The sequence below is a fragment of the Microbacterium helvum genome, from assembly GCF_014779795.1.
GTDB classification, from domain to species: Bacteria; Actinomycetota; Actinomycetes; order Actinomycetales; family Microbacteriaceae; genus Microbacterium; species Microbacterium helvum.
The window spans coordinates 126,231-143,859 of the sequence record NZ_JACXZS010000010.1; the positions used below are offsets into that span (position 1 = coordinate 126,231).

A 17,629-nucleotide genomic window follows, 5' to 3' on the forward strand; every position below is an offset into this window, starting at 1 on the left:
CCTCCTCAATGTCCGCATACCCCAGACATGTATGGTCGGCCCGATTCTGCGCCGAGCCCGATCGAAGCGGACGGCGGTCAGATCGAGTGCGCGAGGGTCTGCAGCCCGACGACCGCGAATCCGAGGGCGATCAGCAGGCCGAGCACGAGGAGCCGCTGTGGTCCCGTGAGACGCGACCGGCGCACGGCCGCCCAGCCGATCACGCCGAGCGTGACGACGTAGATGATCCACGAGGCGCGGAGTGCGGCATCCAGCGGGATCACGTCCAGCCACGCCAGCAGGATCAGGATGCCGGGGGTGATCACCGTACTGAGCGCACCGCCCGCGACGCTCAAGAGGACGCGCAGATCGGACCCGACCGGGAACGTCTGATGCACGGCGAGGTGCGAGATGACGTCCGACACGAAGCCGGCCGCGGTGATGCCCAGCACGCCGAGCACCAGCGCGAACAGCGCGTGCTCGGGGTCGGCATGGCCGTTCGCGGCGACGACGAGCACGATGGCGAGGCCGGTGAACGTCGCGTAGACGCGCTCCTTGAAGTACATGACGTACGCCTCGGCGGTGCCGCCCTGCTCTTCGAGATGCGCACGCGCACGCGCCGACCGCCCGCGCGGACGGCGCGTCGCGCCTTCAGGCTCGACCTGGTCGGGCTCGTCCGACATGGCGCACCTCCTGTCTGCCGCGAGCCTAGCGCCGCAGCGCGGCGGCCGAACGGTCGCCGCGGCCCGTCCACCTGCCCGTAACCGCAGGTTCGCCGGCCGGCGGCACAGTGCGCGCATGAACACACGATTCCCTCTTGCGGCGGAGGGACGTCTACCAGCAGATGAACGCACGCTGGCAGGAGGTCGCCTTCACGATCCCGGTGCTCACGGAGTTCTATGTGAACTACGTCGGCGACGACGTGACGAACGTCAACGCCTCGGCCGCCAACCCGGTGATGCTTCCGGTCGGGCCCGAGCCCGAGTACAACTGGCAGCCCGCCGGCTGAGGCCGGCCGCGCGGGAGGAGGGTGGCGGGCCGGTCGGGCCGCCACCCTCTTCGTGCACAGCCTCGTCGTGCGCAGCCGCTTCGTGCGCAGCGCGGCCGATCGGCGGCATCCGCTCCGTCCCCGGCTCGTGCCGGAGCATGGATGCCGGGCGCAGCGGCCGACCGCGGGCGTGCGGGCGCCGCACCCGCGTGCTCAGTCCGCGGGGTCTTCCGCGCGGGCCGCGCGCAGGTGGGCCGCCGCCAGGCGCGACGGGATGTGCCGGGGGCGGATCGAGTTCGTCCGCTTGAGGATGGCGGCGGCCTCGGCGGCATCGTCGCCGAAGTAGCCGCCCGCGAGGATGCCGGCGGTCCGGTCGAGGATGCCGACGAGACTGTCGCCCAGCTCGTCACCGAGCGCGTCCACCAGCGCGACCTCATGCGCCCGCAGCTCGTGGCGGCAGAGGGCGAGCACGTCCCACCCCTGCTCGGTGAGCCGCACGAGCCGCACCCGCCGGTTCGTCGGGTGGTCGTGACGCTCCACGAGCCCGACCTCGATGAGCTCGTTCGACACCGTGTGCGCCGCCTGCGCGCTGACGAACGTGCGCCGGGCAAGGCCCGCGTTGGACAGCGGCACACCCTCGCCGAGCACCTGCAGCACGAAGAACTGGGACAGCGTCACGCCGTGGGCGAGCGCGATGTTCTCGGCGACCCGGTTGAAGGCACGCCCGAGCCGGTAGGCGGTGTAGTTCAGCCGCTCCGTCGCCGGCTCGCCCCGGGGGTCGCGTTCGATCTCGTCCACGCGGCCGAGACTACCTTGCAACACCCGGCATCAGGCGACGCGGACGACGTCGCCGTCCCAGCGGAACTCCGTCTCGAGGCCGGCCCGGCGGGTGATGTCCTCGATGTACGCCGCCACGCTGTCGCGTTCGCCTCGGGCGACGGGCACCGGTCGTGCATCGTCGTCGATCCAGCACGGCACGAACCCCGGGTGCAGCGTTCCGTCGTCGTCGACGTCGAGCACGGCGATCGCGGTGTTGCGGCTCTCGGGGTGGAACGGATACGCAGGCATGTTCGGGTCGGGGGCGAAGCCGTACATCTCGACGCGCCGGCGCATCCACGCCTTGAGCTCTTCGGAGTCGTCGTCCGCCGAGGGGGTCAGCGCTGTCGTGATGGTCACGAAGTTGCCCATGCCGTGGAAGATCGCCCTGCCGCGGTACATCTCCACGCCGCGCATGATGTGCGCGTGGTGTCCGATCACGAGATCGGCGCCCGCGTCGACGGCGGCGTGGGCGAGTTCGTACTCGTACGCGTCGATGCGGGCGGGCGTGTGCCCGTAGCCCTTGTGCAGCGCGACCACGACGATGTCGACCTCTGCCCGCAGACGCTCGATCGCATCCGTCATCCGGGTCAGCGTGACGCGATCGCAGAAGGTGTAGATCTGAGGCGGATTGCCGGGGTTGAGGTCGTCGAGGTCGAAGTGCGTCAGCACCTTGACGAAGGCCGAGCCGGCCTTGCGGCTCGTCGCCCACGATTCGCGGGGCCCCACGCAGTTGAAGCTCAGCACGCCCACCCGCCGGCCGCCGCGCTCGATGACCGACGGCCTCTCGGCCGCCTCGAGATCGGCTCCGGTGCCGCAGGTGAGCAGGCCGAACCGGTGGGCGTGAGCCAGGGTGTCGAGCACGCCCCGCTCGCCGAGGTCGAACGCATGGTTGCCGGCGACGGTGCCGATGTCGAATCCGGCCCGGGCCATCGCGCCGAGGTCGTCAGGCCTCGACGGCGGCGAGGGGACGGTGATCGCGGTGACGCCGGTCTCGGTCGTGTGAGGCACCTCGATCTGCCCGATCGCCACATCGGCGGCGCGGATCAGCTCCGTGGTCGGCCCGAAGTACGGATCGGGTGCGTCGTGCTGCAGAACGATGTCTCCCACGGCCATGATCCGCATCTGAACGGTCTCCTTCGTCGCAAACGTCCGCCGTCGGATGTCGACGACAGTTGGATAATATCATTCGGCATGATACTTTCGTCCCGCTGTATCACCCGATCGCCTGTTCACAACGATGTGGAGTTCTCATGATCCGTCGCAGTCTTGCTTTGACCGCACTCGTGAGTGCTGGACTGCTCGCGCTGACCGCCTGTGCCGCCCCGGCCGGCGGCAACGGCGCCACCGACGCCCCCGACGACGACGGCACCGCCGTCGACACCGACGCACCCCTCTACGATCAGCTGCCCGATTCTGTGAAGGAAGCCGGCAAGATCGTGATGGCCGGCGACACCCACCCGCCCTACCGCACGCTCGAAGAGGACGGCAGCATCACGGGCATCGACCCCGATCTGCAGGCGCTCCTGTCGAAGCAGCTCGGCGTGCCGTTCGAGATCCAGACGGTCTCGGGCATGGAAGCGATCCTCACCGGCATGAACTCGGGCCGCTACGACGCGTTCAACGGCCCGCTGCGCACGACTCCGGAGCGCGAGGCGGACTTCGACGCCATCGTGTGGATGACCACGATCACCTCGTACGTCTATCTCGCCGAGCGCGCAGACGAGCTGTCCGACCCTGAAGCGCTGTGCGGTTCGCGCGTCGCCGGCGTCTCGGGCTCCGTCACCGAGAGCCAGCTCGCCCGCTACGCGGACTGGTGCACGGCGGAGGGGCTCAGCACACCGGAGTTCGTCGGCCTCGAAGACACCAACTCGACCTTCCTCGCCGTCAACTCCGACCGCGCCGACTACGCGGGCACCACGCAGACGGCCGCGCTCGATCTGCAGGCGGCCGAGCCCGACCGGTACGAGTTCCTCGTGCAGTCCGAAGAGCAGGGCGCCGGCATCGACCAGCTCGCCTTGGTGACCCCCAAGGGCAACGGGCTGGCCGAACCGCTGTTCGCCGCCTTCGAGGCCATCTTCGAGAACGGCGAGTACGAGGACCTGATGAAGGAGTGGGACCTCACCCAGGTCGCCGTCGACGAGCCGCTGCTGAACCCGCTCACCAGCAAGTGATGATGCTGCTGCAAGCGCCCGCCATGACACATACCGTGGAGCAGACACCCGTGGACGTCGCCGACGCGCGCACGCGCGTCCGCCCGGTGCGCATCGTCGTCGCCGTGCTGCTGGGCGCGATCACGATCGGCATGCTGTGGTTCCTGATCGGCAACGAGCGGTTCGAATGGGACGTCGTGGCCGCCTACCTCTTCAACGGCAGCGTGCTGCTGGGGCTGGGCATGAGCATCATGCTCACCGTCGTCGGGATGGTGCTGGGGTCGCTCCTCGGCACCGTCCTGGCCGCGGGGCAGCTCAGCGACTTCGGACCGCTGCGCTGGGCGTCGATGACGTTCGTCGGCGTCTTCCGCGCCGTCCCGCCGCTCGTGCAGCTCATCTTCTGGTACAACCTGGCCTACCTGCTGCCGCGCATCACGATCGGCGTCCCGTTCGGGCCGGAGCTGTTCAGCTGGTCGACCAACGACCTGATCACCCCGCTGACTGCGGCGATCATCGGCCTGTCGCTCCACGAGGCCGCGTACATGGCCGAGATCATCCGCGCCGGCATCCTCTCAGTCGACCAGGGCCAGCGCGACGCGGCGGCCGCCATGGGCTTCAGCCGCTGGCACACCTTCACGCGCATCGTGCTGCCGCAGGCGATGCGGGTCATCATCCCGCCCACCGGCTCGCAGGTGATCGCGCTGCTGAAGGGCACGTCCCTGGTGAGCGTCATCGCCATGGGCGACCTGCTCCACGCCGTCCAGGTCATCTACAACCGCACCTACGAGGTCGTCCCGATGCTCATCGTCGCCGTCATCTGGTACCTCGTCGTGGTCACCGTGCTCACCCTGATCCAGCGCAGGGTCGAAGCCTACTTCGGGCGGGGAAGCAGCCGGGTCGCCGCCAGGCGCGCCGTGCGGCGCACGAAGGCGGTGGCGTCATGACCGGCGTGTCCTCGGGGCTGATCGTCCAGCCGCACACCGTCGAAGAGACGCCGGTGCTGCGGGTCACGGATGTGCGCAAGGCCTTCGGCGACCAGCTCGCCCTCGACGGCGCATCCCTCGACGTGTACGAGGGCGAGGTCGTCGCGATCCTCGGACCGTCGGGGTCGGGCAAGTCCACCCTGGTGCGGTGCATCGACCAGCTCGAGACGATCGACGGCGGGGCGATGTTCCTCGACGGCGAGCTGCTCGGGTACGAGGAGTTCCGTGGGCACCTGCGGCCGCGCACGGATGCCGGCGTGCAGCACCAGCGGCGGCGGATGAGCATGGTGTTCCAGCAGTTCAACCTCTTTCCGCACTGGACCGTGCTGCGCAACATCACCGAAGCGCCGGTGAAGGTCCACGGGCTGTCGCCGGCCGAGGCCCGGGCGCGCGCGCTCGAGCTGCTCGAGCAGGTCGGGCTGTCCGACAAGGCGGACGCCTACCCCCGCCATCTGTCCGGCGGGCAGCAGCAGCGCGTCGCGATCGCCCGGTCGGTCGCGGTCCAGCCGCGCATCCTGCTGTTCGACGAGCCGACCAGCGCCCTCGACCCTGAGCTGGTGGGCGAGGTGCTGCAGGCGATGAAGGCGCTCGCGGCCGTCGGCCACACGATGGTCGTCGTCACCCACGAGATGGCCTTCGCCCGTGAGGTCGCCGACCGCTGCGTGTTCATGGCCGAGGGTCGCGTCATCGAAGACCGGCCCGCCGACGACTTCTTCGCCGATCCGAGCTCCGAACGCCTCCGCGCGTTCCTGGCCCGCTCGGCGAGCGCGCGCAAGGACACCGAATGAAGACCCCGCACGACGAGGAGCTGGCATGAGCACCGGACCCCTGACGGGCAAGACCGTCATCGACCTGACCACCGCGCTGGCCGGTCCCTACGCGACCCTGCTGCTGGCGGGGCTCGGGGCGCGGGTCATCAAGGTGGAGAACCCGGCGCGCGGCGGCGACACGTCGCGCAACAACTCGCCCTATGTCACCGCGGACGGGCTGAGCATGCGACGCACCTCGGATGACGACATGTCGGTGTCGATGATGCTCCGCGGTCGCGGCAAGGAGAGCATCCTCCTTGATCTCAAGCGACCGGAGAGCCGGGAGGTGCTGCGGGATCTGGTCCGCGAAGCCGACATCGTCGTGGAGAACTACAGCGCCGGCGTGACCGCGCGGCTCGGCATCGACTACGCGTCGGTGCGCGATCTCAACCCGCGCCTGGTCTACACGTCCATCAGCGGATTCGGCGCGACCGGCGACCACGGCGACCGCAAGGCGATGGACACGATCATCCAGGCGCTCAGCGGCGTCATGATGACCGCCGGCGAGCCCGGCGACCCGCCGGTCCGCTTCGGCCTGCCGATCGGCGACCTGGTGGCCCCCCTCTTCGCGGTGATCGGCACGCTCTCGGCGGTCATGCACGCCGAGCGCACCGGCGAAGGCCAGCACGTCGACGTCTCGATGCTCGGTGCGCTCACCTCGCTCGTCGCCTGCGAGCCGTTCGACGCGCTCGAGTCGGTCGGATTCCCGCTGCGCACCGGCACCTATGTGCCGCGCCTGGCGCCGTTCGGCACGTTCCGTGCGGTGGACGGGTGGTTCGCCCTGTGCGGTCCGACCGATCAGTTCGCCGAGGGGGTCCTTCGTGCGATCGGCCGCGCCGACCTCATCGGCTCCGCCGACTTCGGCACGCGTGACGCACGCGTCGCCAACGCCGACCGGCTGCACGGGCTGATCGCCGGCTGGGCCGCCGAGCGGATGCTGGCAGAGGCCCTGGCCGCGCTGCACGCGAACGGTGCGCCGGCAGCGCCCGTGCGCTCGACCGCCGAGGCGGTCCGCGACCCGGACGTCACCGCACGCGGCGAGGTCGTGCCGCTCGTGCACCCGAAGTTCGGGCATTTCGACGGGCTCTACGGCTCGGGTCTGCCGGTCGTCTTCTCTCGCAGCCTCGTGGACATGTCGGCTCCGGCACCGCAGCTGGGCGAGCACACCGACGCGGTGCTGTCCGAGCTGCTCGGCTACGACGAGCAGCGCATCGCGTCGTTGCGGGGGGCGGGCGCGTTTTGAGCGGACTCGACGGCAGCGCGACGATCGGCGTCATCGGTGCGGACCTTCCGCGCCAGCTCGTCCTGGCCGCCGGCGCGGTCCCGCGCCGCCTGCTCGGGTCGTGGCGACCGGCGGTGACACCCGAGGCGGCGGAGCTGCTCGGTGCCGTCGACATCGTGGCGGCGGGTCTGCTGACCGAGCTGCTGGGCGGTCGCCATGACGATCTGGCCGGCCTCGTCGTGTGCAACGACTCGGCCGCGCACCTGCGCCTGTTCTACCTCCTGCGCGAGCTCGGCGACCGAGGAAGGCTTCCCTTCCCGGTGCAGCTGCTGGATGTGCCGCCCGGCGCCGACGGTCCGCGGGCGGCATTCGCCCGCGACCAGTACCGACGCGTGGCGGACTACTGCGCTGCGGCGACCGGCCGTGGGATCGACGAGGCCTCGCTGCGGAAGGCCGCAGCAGCCGAATCGCTGGTCGGTCTGGCGAGGGAGCGCATGCGGGCGCGCCGCCGCGCCGGCCGGTGCACAGGGGTCCAGGCGCTCAGCGCCTACCGTGCCTCCCTGACGGAGGCACCCGAGCAGGCGACCGCCGAACTGGATGCCGCGACGGTCGAGCAGGCGCACGACCGTCTCCCGGTGCTGGTCAGCGGCAGCTTCCACCCCGACGCCACGCTCTACGCGCTTCTGGAGGAGTCGGGCCTCACGGTGGTGGCCGACGACCACGACACGGGCGACGCCGCCTGGCTGGGCGACGCCGTCGAGGCGGACGCGGTCGATGACCTGATCGAAGGGATGCTGGTGCAGCAGCGCCGGCGTCCCCCGCTGTCACCGCGGGCCTTGGCCGCCGAGCGCGCCCAGGCGAGCGCTGCGGCCGCGGAGGCCGCGGGGGCGGTCGCGGTGCTCTCTCTCGCGCGCGAGCTCGACGACGCCCCGACGTGGGACGCGGCCGCGCTGCGCCGGACGCTGGAACCGCGGGGGATCCCCGTCGTGACCGCGTGGCGCCTGCAGCCGCAGGGTCTCACCGAAGCGGTTCGCGCGGCGGCGGTCGCGGTGAGGGCCGAGGCCGCCGCAGCGGGAGCCGGGCGATGAGCGGCCGCATGCGCTCGGCGACCGCGGCGACCGCGTTCCAGAAGCAGTGGTTCGCGGAGCTGACAGCGGGCGCCCGCGCGGGCGAACAGATCGCGGTCCTCAACGCGGACGCCCCGCACGAGATCTTCCGGGCCCTCGGCATCCCCTATGTCGTCAGCCAGTGGTGGGCGTCGATCATCTCGGCCAAGCAGGCCGGTCCCGCCGCGCTGACGCTGCTGGCCCGTGAGGGCCTGCCCGACTTCAGCCAGCAGTACGACGCGCTGCCGCTCGCCGAACAGCTGCTGCCCGGCTCCGAACGCCCATGGGGCGGACTGCCGGCACCGGCGTTCGCGGTCGCCGAGCGCAGCGGCGACGTCACCGCCAAGATCTTCGAGGAATGGGGCCGACGCCCCGGCACCGAGGCCTTCCTGCTGTCGCGCACCGGCGGCGACCCCGCACCCGACCGGTGGTGGGAGCGGGTCGCCCACGACTGGGAGGGCGTCTTCGGCACGCCTCGCCTCGATCTGCTGCAGGCCGAGATCGAAGAGCTCATCGGCTGGCTCGAACGCCGCACCGGGCGCCGGCTCGATCGCGATCGGCTCGCCGAGATCATGCGCCTGGGCAACGAGCAGGCCGAGTGGAACCGCCGCACCCGCGACCTCATCGCCGCTGCGCGGCCCACCCCGCTCATGGTGAGCGATTCCATCCCGGCTGTCATGGTGCCCCAGTGGCACCGAGGCACCGCGTGGGCTGTCGAGGCGGCACGCGCGCTGTATCACGAGGTCGCGGAACGAGTGGATGGCGGCGCCGCCATCTGCCCGCAGGAGCGTGTGCGTCTCATGTGGATCGGCCGCGGTCTGTGGTCGGACCTGGACCTGTATCGCCGGTTCCACGACGAGTTCGGCGCGGTGTTCGTCTGGTCGATGTACCTCGCGATCGCCGCGGACGGCTACGCGCGGTACGGCGACGACCCGGTGCGCGCCCTGGCCGCGCGCTTCGTCGGATTCACAGACCAGCTCTACATGCCGCCGTGGTCGTCGCAGTGGTACGTCAAAGAGGCGCTCGCTCACGGCGTCGACGGCGTCGTCCACCTCGTTGCCGACGACACCCCCGGTGCGGGCTTCATCAGCGAGGCGCTCGAGGCCGCCGGCATCCCCGTGCTCGAGATCCGCGCGAACAACGCCGACGCCCGCTCCAGCCGCGAGGCGGGCATCCCCGACCGCATCGCGACGTTCCTGCGCACCCGCGTCGCCGGAGCCTGACCCGGTGCCGCGCACCGCCACGGGCGGCGGCATCGTCGGGCCGTTCCGCGAGCGCAACTTCACCCTCTACTTCGTCGGTCAGACCGTCTCGCTGACGGGCACGTGGTTCCAGACCCTCGCCCTGTCGCTGGTGGTGCTCGAGGCGACGGGCAGCGCACGGGCGCTGAGCGGTGTGACCATCGCCCAGTTCCTGCCGATGATCGTGCTGAGCATCCCCGCAGGCAGGCTCGCCGACCGGTTCGCGCCGCGCACCGTCCTGATGTGCACGTCGCTCGTGTCGGCCGCGGTCGTCGGCATCCTGGCCCTCGTCGTGAGCGCCACCGAACCGGACCTTCGCGCGATCTATGCGCTCGTGGCCGTACTCGGCTGCGCACAGGCATTCGAGCGGGTCACCGCGCAGGCGATCATCTTCGAGCTCGCGGGACCCCGTGAGCTGACGACCGCGGTCGCCCTCAGCACGATCACCATCGGCGTCTCGCGCTCGATCGGGCCAGGTCTGGCGGGGGTGGTGTTCCAGGTCTACGGCCCCGTCACCGGCATGGTGATCAACTCCGCCTCGTTCATCGTGGTGTTCCTCTCACTTGTGCTGATCCGGCCGGGCCGGCTCTACGCACGCACGCCGGCGACGAAGACGCCCGGCGTCGCGCCGCCGCGCCTGTGGGCAGACCGCTCGATCGTGACTCTGCTGATCGTGAACGTCGTCATCGCCCTGCTGGCGATGAACTTCCTGGTGACGCTCACCACCGTGGTCACGATCGACTTCGGCGCGGATGCGGCAGCGGTCGGCGCCGCGCACGCGCTGAACGCGGTCGGCGGCATCATCGGCGGCGTGGTCGCTGCGGCGCTGCCGCACGTCTCCGTGCGATCGCCGGCGATGGCACTGACGGTGTTCGGCGGGTCCGTCCTGCTCAACGCGGCGGCCCCGACCCTCACCTGGTTCCTGCTCGCCGCCCCGCTGCTGGGGTTCGGCATCGGCTGCTACAACGGAGTGCTCAATGCGGCAGCGCAGGCATCGGTGCCTCCTGAGCGCATCGGCCGGCTCATGTCGCTGGTCAACATCGGCAGCTACGGCATGGTGCCCTTCGGCGCACTTCTGCTCGGCTGGATCATCGACCTCTCGTCGGGTCGCGTCGCGCTCGCGGTCGGCGGTGCGACGGCGCTGGCCGCCGCCGCGTTCGTGCGGTGGCGGCTGCGTCGCGACCCCGCCGTCGACGATCCCGCTGTCGCCGCCGACTCGTGACCCCGATCGGCCAGTCGCCGGTCGTCGCGCGGCCGGTCGAGGCGGGCCACGTCGTGTGGGAACACGACGGCGGCGGCTCCGAGCGAGCCGCCGCCGTCGATGGCGTGTACCCCAGGTCCACGTGACGGGCCTCGTCGCGAACGGCCTCGCCGACAGCCGCCCCAGATGGGCTGTCCCCACTCGCACGCTAGTGAAGCGGCGCCGCGAGGGCACGGGATCGGCCGGGATTGGCGACTTAAGTCCCCAAGAGGTCAGTCGCGGTTGAGGTAGCGCACCACGGCTTGCACGCGCCGGTGGCTGTCGGCGTCGGGCGGCATGCCGAGCGCGTCGTAGATGCGCGAGACGTGCTGCACGACGGCCTTCTCGGTGAGGAAGAGCTTCGCGGCGATCGCGGCGTTGCTGCGCCCCTCGGCGACGAGTGCGAGCACCTCCTGCTGTCGCGCGGTCAGCTCGCTGACCGCTGCCTCGGAATGACGGGCCCGACCGACCATCACGGCGACGACATCGGGGTCGAGCGCGGTGCCGCCGCCCTCGACCCGCTCCAGGTCCTCCAGGAACGTGTCGATGTCGGCGATCCGCTGCTTGAGCAGATACCCGACGCGGCCGGCCCCGCCGGCCAGCAGCTCCCGCGCGTAGCGGCGCTGCACGTGCTGCGACAGCACGACGACCGCCGTCCCCGCGTGGTCCCGACGGATCCGCAGGGCGGCCTCCAGACCCTCGACGGTGCGCGTCGGCGGCATCCTGATGTCGGTGACCACGAGGTCCGGACGGGTGCGGGCGACGGCATCCATCAGCTCCTCGGCGTCGCCGACGGCCGCGACCACGTCGTGACCGCCGTCGCGCAGCACCAGTTCGATGCCGCGGCGGATGAGCGCCTCGTCCTCGGCGATGACTACGCGCACGGCACCTCCGCCCGCACGTGCGTGCCATGACCCCGCCGGCTCGTCACGCTGATGGTGCCGCCGATGGCCTCGACACGGTCGGCGAGCCCGCGCAGGCCGGTTCCGGCATCCATCGACGCGCCGCCGACGCCGTCGTCCTCGACGTCGAGCCGCAGCAGTCCGTCGCGGCGGGCGAGTCGCACGCGGGCGACGGACGCCTTCGCGTGCTTGACGACGTTGGCGAGCGCCTCGGTGAGCACGAAGTACGTGGTGGCCTCGACCAGGTCGCCCAGCTCCGCGCCGGGCAGGTCCGCCTCGAAGTGCGTGGGAATGGGCATGCGGTCGGCGAGGTCCTCGGCCGCCGCCTCGAGACCTCTTTCGATCAGGGCCGCCGGCACCAGCGCGCTCACCAGCGCGCGCAGGTCGGCGGCGGCCGCATCGATCTCGACACGCAGACGGGTCGCGCGGTCGGGCACCGTCTCGGGGGCGGCGGCGGCGATCTGCTGCGCCTCCAGCGCCAGCAGCACGAGCTGCACCTGCAGGCCGTCGTGCAGGTCGCGCGCGACCCGTCGGCGCTCGCGGTCGCTCGCCTCGACCAGACGCTCGCGGGACTGCCTCAGTTCGCGCTGACTGGCGCGCAGCTCGGCGGTGAGGCGCTCGCGCTCGACCTCGATGGCCACGACACTGCCCGCGGCGCGGACGCGGCCCGGACCCGAGAAGAGCTCCGCGTCGTACTCGATCGCGCCGATCTCGCGACCGTCGAGCATGATCGGCTGCCACCCTCGGCGCGGATCTGAGCGCCGCACGTCGTCCGCCGGATGCCCCTCGACATCGACGAACCCGGCACGGTCAGCCGCACGGAAGTACAGCCGCAACGACGGATCGCCCAGCGCCCGCTGCAACGCCGCCCCGAGCGGCTCGCCCGACTCGCCGCGACCCCCGAGCCACGCGCCGAGCTCCTCCAGCTCGCCGGTGCGGGCGAAGCCGCCGCGGATCGTGCCGAGGGCGAACGCGATCGGGATGCCGGCGATCACGCCGAACTGCAGGAACCCGCGCAGGGTGGGGTCGAGGTGGAGCACCCGGTCCAGCACGATCGCGATGAGCGGCATGAACAGCACCGTGAAGATGCCGTACGAGAAGAGGGGCACGAGGACGCGCCGGTGGGCGGCATCCGCTCGGCGAAGCCTTCCCCACAGCACCCACGCGACCCACACCATCAGCGCCGAGGCGACGATCGTCTGCAGCAGGCTGAAGAACTCGGCGGCGCGCGGCAGGTCGGCCAGCGCGAACGGCGGAAACGGGCCGTCCGCATCGAACAGGTACAGCGGCGCCTGCATCACGAGGCACACCGCATAGGTCGCGACGACGAGGAACACCGAGAGTCGATCCGGCAGCCGTCCCGTCGGGAACGCCAGCAGCAGATGCACGATCGCGGCGACCATCAGCGTCGCGCACACCGAGCCGATCGCCACCAGTGCGGGCACCTCGGTGCTGAAGAGGCTGCCCGCGTAGACGGCCATGCCTGCGATGACGATCAGGAACCCGATGTCGCTGCGCGGCCGGCGGCGCCACGCCAGGCCGCCGGCGACCAGATAGATCACGAAGATGACGGGGAGCACGATCAGCGGCAGGCTGCCCGGTTCGTCGATGGGAAGCAGTGCGACGAGCAGGACCGTCAGCGCCACGCCCATCGTCGCCAGCATCCAGAGGGCGCGCTGCAGCGACCGCGCCATCTCTGAGCGCACGGGCACTGCCGTCGTCATACGGGCCTCACTTCACCGGTCCTGCCTTCATCATGCCCTCATCGCAGCGGTGAGTCGGCGTGCTCGGGACGGCCCCGCCGGTCAGAACCCGACGTTCAGAGCGTCCCCGAACGGAACCCGGCTGATCCTGATGAGCCAGACCGCGAGAGCGCAGAGGGGCACGGTCACCGCGAAGATGATCCAGGCCGGCTGCTGCCCGTTGATCAGCAGCCAGACGGCGGCGGCGGCGAACAGGAGCGTGGCGCTGGCCGCCAGCCAGAACAGCACTCCTCCGATCAGTGCGACCAGCGGGCGTTGCTTGCGGGACGTCACGAGGCGTTCCTTTCTCGTGTGGCGCGAACCGGCGGAAGGTCGGTCGTTCGGTCGACATCGGACCAGCCGCACAGCCTGCCGCCTCTGCGGCGATGACAGCGAGCAGCACAACTGCCGTCCCGCGTTGCACGACGCGGCCCTGCACACCGGTGCGCTGGCTGGTGATGTGCAGGGCCGCTGGATCTCAGCCTTCGCCGAACCACTGCATCGGATCCGGGCACAGCCGCCCGAGCCGATCCAGGTCGGCGGCCGACTGGGTCACCTCGGTGATCAGCGAGTGCCACGTCGAATACTGATCGCCAGCACGGAAGTTCTCGACGTACACCTTCTGCGAGGGGACCTCAGCGACCTCGAACCCGGCATCGAATAGGCATTGCCACGCCTCGTTCTCGCGTTCCCAAGCCTCGACCAGAACTTCGTCGGTGACGTCGAGACTCTCCGACGCGGCACCGTTCTCCGCCGCACACGCGTCAGAGTCGACTTGAAAGGACTTCGTCTCGGCATCTGATAGTGGATTGACGTTCGTGTATCCGGCACCTGGCACGATTCGCACTTGCCAACCCCGATCTGTCATGCAGGCTGCTCTTGCCTCGTTGATCAGCTGCGATTGACTCGGGTTCAACGCGTACGAAGGTATCGTCGGCTCCGCAAGCGTGGGCGCGGCGACCCCAGGTGCCGCGGCGTCCGCGCAGCCCGAGAGGCAAAGCCCTGCAATCAGGATCCCGCCGACGACGACCAGTGATCCGATGCGACGCGACATTCTCGCTTCACACGCCGCCGGCGCCGCAGACGGCATACGGCGCGGGCTTGAAGGCGTATGCGGCAGTCGCGCTCCATGAGGATGATCGGTAGCCTGCCGAACGACTGACCTTGTCTCCGAATCCGGTGAACGGTGTTGTGAAGTTGCCACCAGCGGTCGCATGCACGTGGGTGGTCTGCGTGGACGAGGTGGCACCGCTGGTGCCGCTGAGTGACGAGGTCAGCACCACCTGCTGCCCGGTGGCACAGGTCAGGCTGCCTGACGCTGCGGACGCGGGCGCAGCAACCCCCGCGACCGCCGGCACGAGAGCGAGAGCGGCAGCGGCGGTGATCTTGGATGACTTGTTCATGGAGCCCTTTCCGAGGGTCGCGACTCTGCGCCCTCACGTTGGTATGTCCGGGACCACTGAATCTGAGACACCGCGTGAAGAAGCGTTGTCGTTTCGTGATCTATTGCGCCGGACGGGCCCACGTCGTGCATAGTGTCCCCGTGAGTTCGGATGACGTGACGACAGACAATGGTGCGCGGTCGCCCACGGGCCGGCGTAGGCGTCGGTGGCCCGCGATCGTCCGGTGGTGCACCGCGATCGCGGTGACGGCGGTCGTCACCTGGTGGGCGACCAGCACAGCGCTCGCTCGCCCCGAGTCCGTTGCAGCCGTGGATGATCCGCAGACGACGACCGTCACCCAGGTGACCTTGGGAAGGACGGTCAGCACCGGGGTGACCGTAGCCCAGCCCACGGCACCGATCGCGGTGAACCTGCTCGCCGGCGTCGTCACGGTGACATCCACCGCGGCGACCATCGAAGAAGGCGCCTCACTATATGCCGTAAACGGCATACCCGTCATTGCCCTGCAGGCGGCGACGCCGTTCTACCGCGACTTTGCCGCATCGACACGCGGCAGCGACGTCGCCGAGTTGCAGCGCGCCCTCACGCGTCTCGGTTATTTCACGGCAGCCGCAGACGGCGTGTTCGGAGCCAGCACCGCGGCGGCCGTCAAGGCCTGGCAGCGTGTAGCAGGGGCGCCGGTCACCGGAGAGGTCCATCTTGGCGAAGCTGTCGGCGTCTCCGCGCTCCCCATCGCGTTGCGCCTCGGCGACGACATCCGACCCGGCGCGCTGCTCGCCGGCGGCGAAGATGCACTCATCGGCCCCGTCGGCGAACGAACCTTCAGCATTACGCTGTCACCTGACCGTGCACGACTGATCCCCACCGAGAGCGACTTCGTCGTGCACTCCGGCGCCAACTCGTGGCCGGCACGGGTGATCGACACCACCGTCGACGAGGGCGACAACCTCACCCTCGTGCTGCGGGGTCCCGACGGCGGCGCAGTGTGCGCGGACGCCTGCGCGAGCCTTCCCATGGGCGAGCGACTCATCCTCCGCGCCGAGGCGGTCGTGACGCCGGAGCAGACAGGCCCCGGGGTTGCGGCATCCGCGATTCGCACCGCCGCCGACGGGCACGCCTACGTGGTGCTCGAGTCTGGCGGCGACGTCGCCGTCACCGTGCTGCTCTCGCAAGGCGGCATCGCGATCGTCGACGGTCTGAACGTCGGCGATGTCGTCGTGCTCCCCGATGGCGCCACCGCCGACCAACAGGCCGAGCAGCATGCACCGACCTCGAGCAGCGAGCCGTGATCGCCGTCGAAGCCCTAGCGTTCCAGTACAGCTCTGACGGGGATGAACTGTTCCGCGACCTCGACCACGCGTTCACTCCCGGCAAGGTCACCGCCGTCACCGGCGCATCGGGGCGGGGCAAGAGCACGCTGCTGTACATCATGGGCCTGATGCTGCGGCCGACCCGGGGTCGCGTGTTGGTTGATGGGGTCGACACGACAGATCACACCGACACCGAGCTGTCGGCACTGCGCGCCCGCACAATCGGGTTCGTGTTCCAGGACGCCGCACTCGACCCCACCCGGTCGTTGCTGGACGCGGTGGTCGAGCCGGCACTCTACGCGGGGCGCGGCCGCGCCGACGCCGAGCCGCGCGCTCGAGAGCTGCTCGCCGAACTCGGTGTCGCCCACCGCATCGACGGGCGCCCGGGGCAGATCTCGGGCGGGCAGGCTCAGCGGGTCGCGGTGTGTCGCGCGCTGATCAATGACCCGCGGGTGATCCTCGCCGATGAGCCGACCGGAAACCTCGACCAGGACAACTCCCGCGAAGTGCTGCGGATGCTGCGCGCCGGCGCCGACCGCGCCGGCGTGGTGATCGCCACCCACGACCCCTTCGTCATCGACTGGGCCGACGAAGTGCTGCAGCTATGAGAGCGGGAGAGCTGATCCGCGAGGCGTGCAGTGCCGCCTCGCGTCGCCGCGTGCCCACGATGACCATCGCCCTGCTCGTGGCGGTCGCGTGCCTGGCCACACTGCTGACCGTGGGCCGTACCACTGCGGCGGAAGCACAGTTGCTCGCCCGCCTCGAGTCCTCGGGCGCCCGGCTGATCTCGGCACAGGACACCTCCGGTGCCGGTCTGATCCACCCCGCCACCGTCGCGATCATCGACGCCTCGTCAGTCGTCGAGCGTACGGTCGCCCTGTCGCTGCCGGTCGACGCGCGCCCGGCGGCACAGGGCGGGGGAGGGACCCGTGTCCCCCTCTGGGAAGCGCGGGGCGACCTCGGCTCCGCCGTCGAACTGGTCTCGGGGCGCATGCCGGGGCCGGGCGAGGCGATCATCTCCACCCATCAGGCCCATGCCGTCGGCCTCGACGCCGCGGTCGGCGCCCTCGAAGCGGGCGATCGGCAATGGGGTATCGTCGGTACCTTCCGCGCCCGGACTGCGTTCGACGAACTGGATGCCGGCGTCCTCGCCCCCGCGGCAGCGACAACCACCACGCCGCAGCTGTACGTGATCGCTCGCACCGCCGCCGACGTGCCTGCCGCCGCCGACCTGGTGCGCGAGGTCATCGCGCCCTCGGGGCCGGGCGACCTCGCCGTCGCAGCTCCGGACGCGCTAGCCGCACTTCAGGGCGCGTTGTCCCGAGATCTCGGTGGACTCGGGCACTCGCTGCTGCTGCTGATCCTCGGCGGGGGGCTGTGCTCGTCGCGCTCGTCACGTTCGCCGACACACTGGTGCGGCGCAACGACCTGGGCCGGCGCCGCGCCCTCGGCATGTCTCGCCACGCACTGGTCGCGTTCATCGTCGTTCGCACCGGCGTCGCCGCGCTCGCCGGCGGGCTGATCGGCGTGCTCGCCGGGACCGTGGCGCTGGCATTGCTCGGCACCGCCGTGCCACCGCTGTTCGTCGCCGCCATAGGGGTGCTCGCCGTGATCGCTGCGCTGGCAGCATCCATTCCGCCTGCCCTGGCCGCAGCCTACAGTGATCCCGTGCGCGTGCTGCGGACGCCCTGACTCACCCCCTCCGCTAGCCTGGCCACGCGCCACGCCGAGGTGG

At 70.7% G+C, this 17,629-nt stretch carries 20 protein-coding genes; 12 read left to right on the forward strand and 8 right to left on the reverse strand.

Features of this window, described 5'->3' with window-relative positions; genetic code table 11:
* Window positions 1–77: 77 nt before the first annotated feature.
* Window positions 78–662 carry a hypothetical protein gene (locus IF188_RS15135; protein WP_191172633.1) on the reverse strand — a complete coding sequence of 195 codons (585 nt, stop codon included), beginning with the start codon at window positions 660–662 and terminating at the stop codon, window positions 78–80.
* Window positions 663–823: 161 nt separating this feature from the next.
* Here IF188_RS15135 and IF188_RS15140 point away from each other — a divergent pair, with 161 nt between their 5' ends.
* On the forward strand, window positions 824–988 hold the full coding sequence (locus IF188_RS15140; RefSeq protein WP_191172634.1) for a hypothetical protein: 165 nt from the start codon (window positions 824–826) through the stop codon (window positions 986–988).
* A gap of 192 nt (window positions 989–1,180) precedes the next feature.
* On the opposite strand, the gene IF188_RS15145 is transcribed toward IF188_RS15140, so the two are convergent.
* Together IF188_RS15145 and IF188_RS15150 are read right to left on the reverse strand one after the other, a co-directional pair.
* Entirely contained in the window at window positions 1,181–1,765 is a 585-nt protein-coding gene (locus IF188_RS15145; RefSeq protein WP_191172635.1) for a MarR family winged helix-turn-helix transcriptional regulator, read from the reverse strand.
* A gap of 30 nt (window positions 1,766–1,795) precedes the next feature.
* Window positions 1,796–2,899 (reverse strand): CapA family protein, encoded by a 1,104-nt coding sequence (locus IF188_RS15150; protein WP_263575384.1) that lies wholly within the window; start codon window positions 2,897–2,899, stop codon window positions 1,796–1,798.
* 137 nt (window positions 2,900–3,036) lie between these two features.
* On the opposite strand from IF188_RS15150, the gene IF188_RS15155 reads away from it, so the two are divergent.
* Genes IF188_RS15155 through IF188_RS15185 form a run of 7 tightly spaced genes read left to right on the forward strand, consistent with a single transcriptional unit; the run spans window position 3,037 to window position 10,519 of the window.
* Complete coding sequence (locus IF188_RS15155) at window positions 3,037–3,957, forward strand: transporter substrate-binding domain-containing protein (RefSeq protein WP_224751927.1); 921 nt, start codon at window positions 3,037–3,039, stop codon at window positions 3,955–3,957.
* A 23-nt stretch (window positions 3,958–3,980) separates the two neighbouring features.
* Window positions 3,981–4,880, forward strand: a complete 900-nt coding sequence (locus IF188_RS15160; protein WP_191172637.1) for an amino acid ABC transporter permease — start codon at window positions 3,981–3,983, stop codon at window positions 4,878–4,880.
* The gene (locus tag IF188_RS15165; protein WP_191172638.1) at window positions 4,877–5,707 is read left to right on the forward strand and encodes an amino acid ABC transporter ATP-binding protein; all 831 of its coding nucleotides are present in this window, start codon (window positions 4,877–4,879) and stop codon (window positions 5,705–5,707) included. Before IF188_RS15160 ends, IF188_RS15165 begins: the two co-directional genes overlap by 4 nt.
* 25 nt (window positions 5,708–5,732) lie before the next feature.
* A complete protein-coding gene (locus IF188_RS15170; RefSeq protein ID WP_191172639.1) occupies window positions 5,733–6,971 on the forward strand; it encodes a CaiB/BaiF CoA transferase family protein in 1,239 nt (412 codons plus the stop codon).
* Window positions 6,968–8,038, forward strand: coding sequence for a 2-hydroxyacyl-CoA dehydratase family protein (locus IF188_RS15175; protein ID WP_191172640.1), 1,071 nt, complete (start codon window positions 6,968–6,970; stop codon window positions 8,036–8,038). Before IF188_RS15170 ends, IF188_RS15175 begins: the two co-directional genes overlap by 4 nt.
* A gap of 8 nt (window positions 8,039–8,046) precedes the next feature.
* Complete coding sequence (locus IF188_RS15180) at window positions 8,047–9,279, forward strand: 2-hydroxyacyl-CoA dehydratase family protein (RefSeq protein WP_224751928.1); 1,233 nt, start codon at window positions 8,047–8,049, stop codon at window positions 9,277–9,279.
* Between the two features lie 4 nt (window positions 9,280–9,283).
* The gene (locus tag IF188_RS15185; protein WP_318152895.1) at window positions 9,284–10,519 is read left to right on the forward strand and encodes an MFS transporter; all 1,236 of its coding nucleotides are present in this window, start codon (window positions 9,284–9,286) and stop codon (window positions 10,517–10,519) included.
* Window positions 10,520–10,770: 251 nt separating this feature from the next.
* On the opposite strand, the gene IF188_RS15190 is transcribed toward IF188_RS15185, so the two are convergent.
* The 5 genes from IF188_RS15190 to IF188_RS15210 form a co-directional block, all read right to left on the reverse strand.
* Window positions 10,771–11,421: a response regulator gene (locus IF188_RS15190; RefSeq protein WP_191172642.1), complete on the reverse strand. Its 651-nt coding sequence runs from the start codon at window positions 11,419–11,421 to the stop codon at window positions 10,771–10,773.
* On the reverse strand, window positions 11,412–13,163 hold the full coding sequence (locus IF188_RS15195; protein ID WP_191172643.1) for a sensor histidine kinase: 1,752 nt from the start codon (window positions 13,161–13,163) through the stop codon (window positions 11,412–11,414). Before IF188_RS15195 ends, IF188_RS15190 begins: the two co-directional genes overlap by 10 nt.
* Window positions 13,164–13,244: 81 nt before the next feature.
* Window positions 13,245–13,475, reverse strand: a complete 231-nt coding sequence (locus IF188_RS15200) for a hypothetical protein (protein ID WP_191172644.1) — start codon at window positions 13,473–13,475, stop codon at window positions 13,245–13,247.
* A gap of 184 nt (window positions 13,476–13,659) precedes the next feature.
* Complete coding sequence (locus IF188_RS15205) at window positions 13,660–14,235, reverse strand: hypothetical protein (protein WP_191172645.1); 576 nt, start codon at window positions 14,233–14,235, stop codon at window positions 13,660–13,662.
* Window positions 14,236–14,242: 7 nt separating this feature from the next.
* Window positions 14,243–14,584 (reverse strand): hypothetical protein, encoded by a 342-nt coding sequence (locus tag IF188_RS15210; RefSeq protein WP_191172646.1) that lies wholly within the window; start codon window positions 14,582–14,584, stop codon window positions 14,243–14,245.
* A gap of 155 nt (window positions 14,585–14,739) precedes the next feature.
* Between IF188_RS15210 and IF188_RS15215 the strand changes: the two genes are divergently transcribed.
* From IF188_RS15215 to IF188_RS15230, 4 genes are read left to right on the forward strand one after another with little or no spacing between them, the layout of a single operon-like run.
* On the forward strand, window positions 14,740–15,873 hold the full coding sequence (locus IF188_RS15215; RefSeq protein ID WP_318152896.1) for a peptidoglycan-binding domain-containing protein: 1,134 nt from the start codon (window positions 14,740–14,742) through the stop codon (window positions 15,871–15,873).
* Complete coding sequence (locus IF188_RS15220) at window positions 15,870–16,502, forward strand: ABC transporter ATP-binding protein (protein ID WP_191172648.1); 633 nt, start codon at window positions 15,870–15,872, stop codon at window positions 16,500–16,502. Before IF188_RS15215 ends, IF188_RS15220 begins: the two co-directional genes overlap by 4 nt.
* Before the next feature lie 50 nt (window positions 16,503–16,552).
* A complete protein-coding gene (locus IF188_RS15225) occupies window positions 16,553–17,416 on the forward strand; it encodes a hypothetical protein (protein ID WP_191172649.1) in 864 nt (287 codons plus the stop codon).
* The gene (locus tag IF188_RS15230; protein ID WP_318152897.1) at window positions 17,308–17,586 is read left to right on the forward strand and encodes an FtsX-like permease family protein; all 279 of its coding nucleotides are present in this window, start codon (window positions 17,308–17,310) and stop codon (window positions 17,584–17,586) included. Before IF188_RS15225 ends, IF188_RS15230 begins: the two co-directional genes overlap by 109 nt.
* Window positions 17,587–17,629: the final 43 nt, after the last annotated feature.